A 4,601-nucleotide genomic window follows, 5' to 3' on the forward strand; every position below is an offset into this window, starting at 1 on the left:
TACCTAGCCTTATATGAAGTTCGTGTTCCTCAGACCGGAGGTTTGCCGCTTGCTTCCTTCAGATTCCACGTCACCGTGGACACCCTTGCATTAAGCTAACCACTACTACTGCCTTCATGATTCGGGACTTCCACCCTATAGATTGCACCCATGCCGGGCGCACAAAAACAGGCCCTATCTCAATTTTGAGAAGGGCTTTCATTATCATCAACGATTGCACTAATTATCTCATCAAACTGAATATACTCAAAGCAACTATCTCAGTAATACTAATGCTTTAAAGCACTTTTAATTTTTATTTGGTGGTCAGAATGTGGTCATTTTTTCATTGAAATACATTCATTCTTTTTCATCTATAAGGGAAAATCCGGAAAAATTGAAGACCTTGGCATGAACGCTTCTTTTTAATTATTTATTGATGCAATTCCCAACATAGTACTGAATGGTGCAAAAAGAACGATCTTTGAAAGAACCTTTTTCTTGTTTTTGAATCCGTTATTTTTTCACTGCTACAAAAACCCCTGCATCAAATTATGAAAAATAGTTAAATATTTTTCATTGTTGGACAATAAAACAAGCATTTTAAATACGCTCACATACTCTATTGAGTACCGTATTTTAAAAAAATTTCGGTAGTCTTCTATTGATTCCCTTTAACCTTAATTAAGTAAATTACCTAAATTTTCAAGAAGGGGAGATGATAATGAGCAATTGTAATATATGCCCTGAAGAAGTGGAAGTAATCAACACTTTTGAAGACCCAGTAGTAACAGAAGCCTCCCAACCTAGAGCTGCCGTGAGTGGACGCAATTTCTTTTTAACGACTCAACGACAATCAGTCACAAATAACTCTTCACTCTTTTTACAGATTACTAACCCAGTTGGATCAGGTAGAATTCTTCATATGGGGAGAATAGCTGGAACATCAAATTCAAACTTAGTTATTACTCTTAATCGTAATGGTTCATTTGCAGGAGGAACTCCTCTCACGCCAGTCAATGCCAATTTTGCTTCAGCGAATACAAGTGTCGCTACAACTAAATTCGTAAGCCAGGCAGCTGATCCTACAGTAGGAGGAGCTATTTTCCAAGATATTATTCAACTTGCGACTGGAGGAGTCGTCGCAGTTGAATATGAAGGTGACGTTGTTATGCCTCCTGGAACAACGTTTGTTATACGTACACTCAACAATTCTGGTGGTAATAATGTTATATCTATTGATTTGAGTTTTTGGGAAACAACTCATTAATATCTTTTTAAAGGTATAACGGGAATTAAAGAAAGGAATGATTAAATTTGGCAACAATTCAAACAATAACACTTCCAGCTAATACAGCAACAGTTCTTGTCGAAGGTGACGGACGTAGAGTGTTACTTCAAGGCGGTTTGTATTTTATAGGAGGATCCGATGTCGATTCAGACCATGGAATTTTTCTTTCAGGTGGTCATGAGGTCGTAGACTTAGGGAATGTAGCTTTTGGTGAAACCATCTATGCTTATTCCAATGATAGCAACACTGTAACAGTTTTTTATTATACAACAGTATAATAAAAAACTATCTATTTTCCTTTATTCGAAAAGGTAGAGAATTAAAAGCTACCTTTTCATTTTAGTTTACTTTTTTTATGAATCCTTATTTTTTATAAGAAAGAGTGGAGAAGATAATGGCAGAGATTCAAACAATAACACTTTCAGCCAATACAAGTACTATACTTGTAAATGGCACTGGCCAAAGAGTATGGATACAAGGTAACTCATTTTATTTAGGTGGATCGGATGTCAATTCGAACAATGGAATTTCCATCCATGGTCATGATAACCTGATAGATTTAGGGAATATAACTTTTGGAGAAAATATCTATGCTTTTTCCAATCATGAAAATACAATAACCGTTTTTTATTATTCGACAGCAGTGTAATATACTTTATGTCACATAAAAAAAGAGAATTTATAAAGGTCTTTTCTATTTGTAAATAAAAAAAAGGTATCTAAATTATGATGATACCTTTTTGACGTTTTATACAAATCTCTAAAAAATCTATACATCTAGTTCTAGGATATTGAACTCTAAACTAAGCAAGTACACGTTTGTATAGATTTATACAAAATTCCCCACTCGCTCCAGCTGGTACTGTAATAGCAAAATCAGTAGGTTGATCAACAGACTGAGTATCGGAATTTCCTGCAGTAGCACTTAAAGCGCCTGCTGGGGTAGATGTCATCGTCGCAGTTACTGGTGTAGCTGCTGGACTAGAAGCTGAGTTGAAAATTTCAAAAGTTCCTGAAAAATAAGCGCCAGCCGGTGCAGACCATACTGTTGTTGTAGTAGCTGCAGCAGTAGCGTTATTAAAATTACCACTAATGCTTTCTTGAAATATTTGTGCCTGAGGACTACAATTGTCATTAAAACACATTATATGATTCTCCTTTCAATTGATATTTTTACGCTAGAACACGCTTAAATAGGGTAATACAAAACTTCCCACTAGCTCCAGCCCCTGCTGTAATAGCAAAACCAGTAGGCTGATTAACTGATACAGAGTGAGAATTTCCAGGAGTAGCACTTAAAGCACCAGCTGGAGTAACCGTTGCAGTTACTGTAGTCGTACTGGAAGCTGAGTTGAAAATTTCAAAAGTTCCTGAAAAGTAAGCGCCTGCTGGTGCAGACCACACTGTCTCAGCTGCTAAAGGCCCATTAAAATTACCACAAATGCTTTCTTGGAACATTTGCGCGGGAGGACTACAACCTCCGTCTCCATTTAATCCACACATTATGAATTCCTCCAGTTTAATATTAAATAGCTTGTATTAGCCATTCATATTATAGAATGTAAATTTTGTAATCTTGCAACGGTCATGAGTGGAACATGTAAAAAAATATTGTTATTTTTAATAGAATTTATATTCCGTTCAAACTAGAACTGAAATGGAAGACAGTTTCCATAGTTATGAGGAATACTTTAAACTACTGGATTTAATTATTGATTGTTGTAAAAAAATTAACGTTTTCAGTAACTTTTTTTTTTCAGCATTCTATTACATTTTTCTATTTATGTTTTTTATCGTAAAAAACAGGAAAACATACTTCCAAGTTAAATTTCCCTTCAGCTATCCCCTTATTTATCCGAAATGCAATAATCGATTCGGCATCATAAACTGTTGCCGAAAGTGTATTACCAGGAGGAACGGTGAATTCAACTGGACATCCTACATTTGAAATTACGAGAATCTTAATCGATGTAGCACTCATGGCACTATTAAATACAGAGATTGTTACGGTGGTCTTCATCAACATTCTCTCTTTCCAAATCTTTAAATTCGGAACCTGATCGCTTAATAAAAGATTCCCACATGTACTATTGCATACAACTGGTCCTATTGGTTCCGGTCCTGCAGGTACATTTACTTTCACTTTTACCTCAGCTTTACATTTGCATGTACTGTGCCCACAATCTTTACATTTTTTATGAATGCACTTGCATTTTCTATAGCTGCAATCTTTACATTTTTTATGAATGCATTTGCATTTTCTATAGCCGCAATCTTTACATTTTTTATAAACGCACTTGCATTTTCTATGTCCGCAATCTTTACATTTTTTATCTTTTTTATCCTTGCCCAACTTTGATCCTCCTTTTCATAAACATTACTTTATCTTATGAATTTAGAATGTATTGGATTGGACAAATACTTATGAAATGAGCTTTGAAGCGCCATTGTTCCGAATGGGAAAACGGATTGGAAAGTGGTTTATAACGAAGGCAATGATATTAATGAGTTAGGAAAGAAGGTTAGGCCTATTTAAAACAAAAAGCAGGCCCCTCTCAATATAGAGAAGGGCTTTCATTATCCTTAACGATTGCACTAATTATTTCTCCAAATGAATATATTCAAAAGAACTATCTTTCTTTTGAATACGTAACTCTTTCGTGACAGGATGAATGTATCTATCACGAATTGTCCCCATCAGAAAAATCCCTCCATTACATCCATTATACACAAACAAACGTTCCTATTAAAGTCAGAAAAAAATCCCTTCCAAGTTAAGGAGAAGGGTTTGATGATTTTTTTAAGGGTGGTTCTATTGCCATAACCGTTGCCCTTCTTCCGAAGCCAATGCATCTGCTTTGGTAACATGAACAGTACCAAATGGATGGTTAGGAGGAGCATATATCGAATAAAGTTTTAGAGGAGTATTACCTGTATTGGTTACATTATGCCATGTGCCAGCAGGTATCATTATTGCATAATCATCATAGACGTTTCTTACAAAGTTTAAATTATCCTGTCTATTCCCCATTTGAACAACCCCTTGACCTTGTTCAATACGTAAAAACTGGTCAACGTTGGGGTGAATTTCTAAACCAATATCTTCACCAACTTTAAGACTCATCAATGTAACTTGCAAATGTTTTCCTGTCCATAAAGAGGTACGGTAGGTATTGTTTTGTTTCGTAGCCTCATTGATATTCACTACAAATGGTTTTGAACCATAATCTTTTACCTCAATATTATTTCTTCCGTTTGATGATTGTAAAAAACCCAATTGGTTAGCATTATTAACACACCAATAATCAGGATTTCTTACATAGTTATACAT

Annotated in this window: 7 protein-coding genes; 3 read left to right on the forward strand and 4 right to left on the reverse strand. The window is 35.3% G+C overall.

The window, feature by feature from the left end:
• The first annotated feature begins 703 nt into the window (after positions 1-703).
• The 3 genes from AC1DVK_RS26395 to AC1DVK_RS26405 all read left to right on the forward strand — a co-directional run bounded on the left by AC1DVK_RS26395 (position 704) and on the right by AC1DVK_RS26405 (position 1,919).
• The gene (locus tag AC1DVK_RS26395; RefSeq protein WP_477627773.1) at positions 704-1,249 is read left to right on the forward strand and encodes a hypothetical protein; all 546 of its coding nucleotides are present in this window, start codon (positions 704-706) and stop codon (positions 1,247-1,249) included.
• Positions 1,250-1,296: 47 nt separating this feature from the next.
• On the forward strand, positions 1,297-1,548 hold the full coding sequence (locus tag AC1DVK_RS26400) for a hypothetical protein (protein ID WP_289320636.1): 252 nt from the start codon (positions 1,297-1,299) through the stop codon (positions 1,546-1,548).
• A gap of 116 nt (positions 1,549-1,664) precedes the next feature.
• The gene (locus AC1DVK_RS26405; protein WP_477627774.1) at positions 1,665-1,919 is read left to right on the forward strand and encodes a hypothetical protein; all 255 of its coding nucleotides are present in this window, start codon (positions 1,665-1,667) and stop codon (positions 1,917-1,919) included.
• 154 nt (positions 1,920-2,073) lie between these two features.
• Here the strand turns inward: AC1DVK_RS26405 and AC1DVK_RS26410 are convergent, their stop codons facing one another.
• The 4 genes from AC1DVK_RS26410 to AC1DVK_RS26425 all read right to left on the reverse strand — a co-directional run bounded on the left by AC1DVK_RS26410 (position 2,074) and on the right by AC1DVK_RS26425 (position 4,601).
• Positions 2,074-2,415: an S-Ena type endospore appendage gene (locus AC1DVK_RS26410; protein WP_477627775.1), complete on the reverse strand. Its 342-nt coding sequence runs from the start codon at positions 2,413-2,415 to the stop codon at positions 2,074-2,076.
• A gap of 28 nt (positions 2,416-2,443) precedes the next feature.
• Positions 2,444-2,773 carry an S-Ena type endospore appendage gene (locus tag AC1DVK_RS26415; protein WP_289337819.1) on the reverse strand — a complete coding sequence of 110 codons (330 nt, stop codon included), beginning with the start codon at positions 2,771-2,773 and terminating at the stop codon, positions 2,444-2,446.
• A gap of 274 nt (positions 2,774-3,047) precedes the next feature.
• A complete protein-coding gene (locus AC1DVK_RS26420; protein ID WP_410862098.1) occupies positions 3,048-3,623 on the reverse strand; it encodes an S-Ena type endospore appendage in 576 nt (191 codons plus the stop codon).
• 459 nt (positions 3,624-4,082) lie between these two features.
• The gene (locus tag AC1DVK_RS26425; RefSeq protein ID WP_477627776.1) at positions 4,083-4,601 is read right to left on the reverse strand and encodes a cupin domain-containing protein; all 519 of its coding nucleotides are present in this window, start codon (positions 4,599-4,601) and stop codon (positions 4,083-4,085) included.

The organism is Peribacillus sp. P4_B1 (assembly GCF_056402395.1).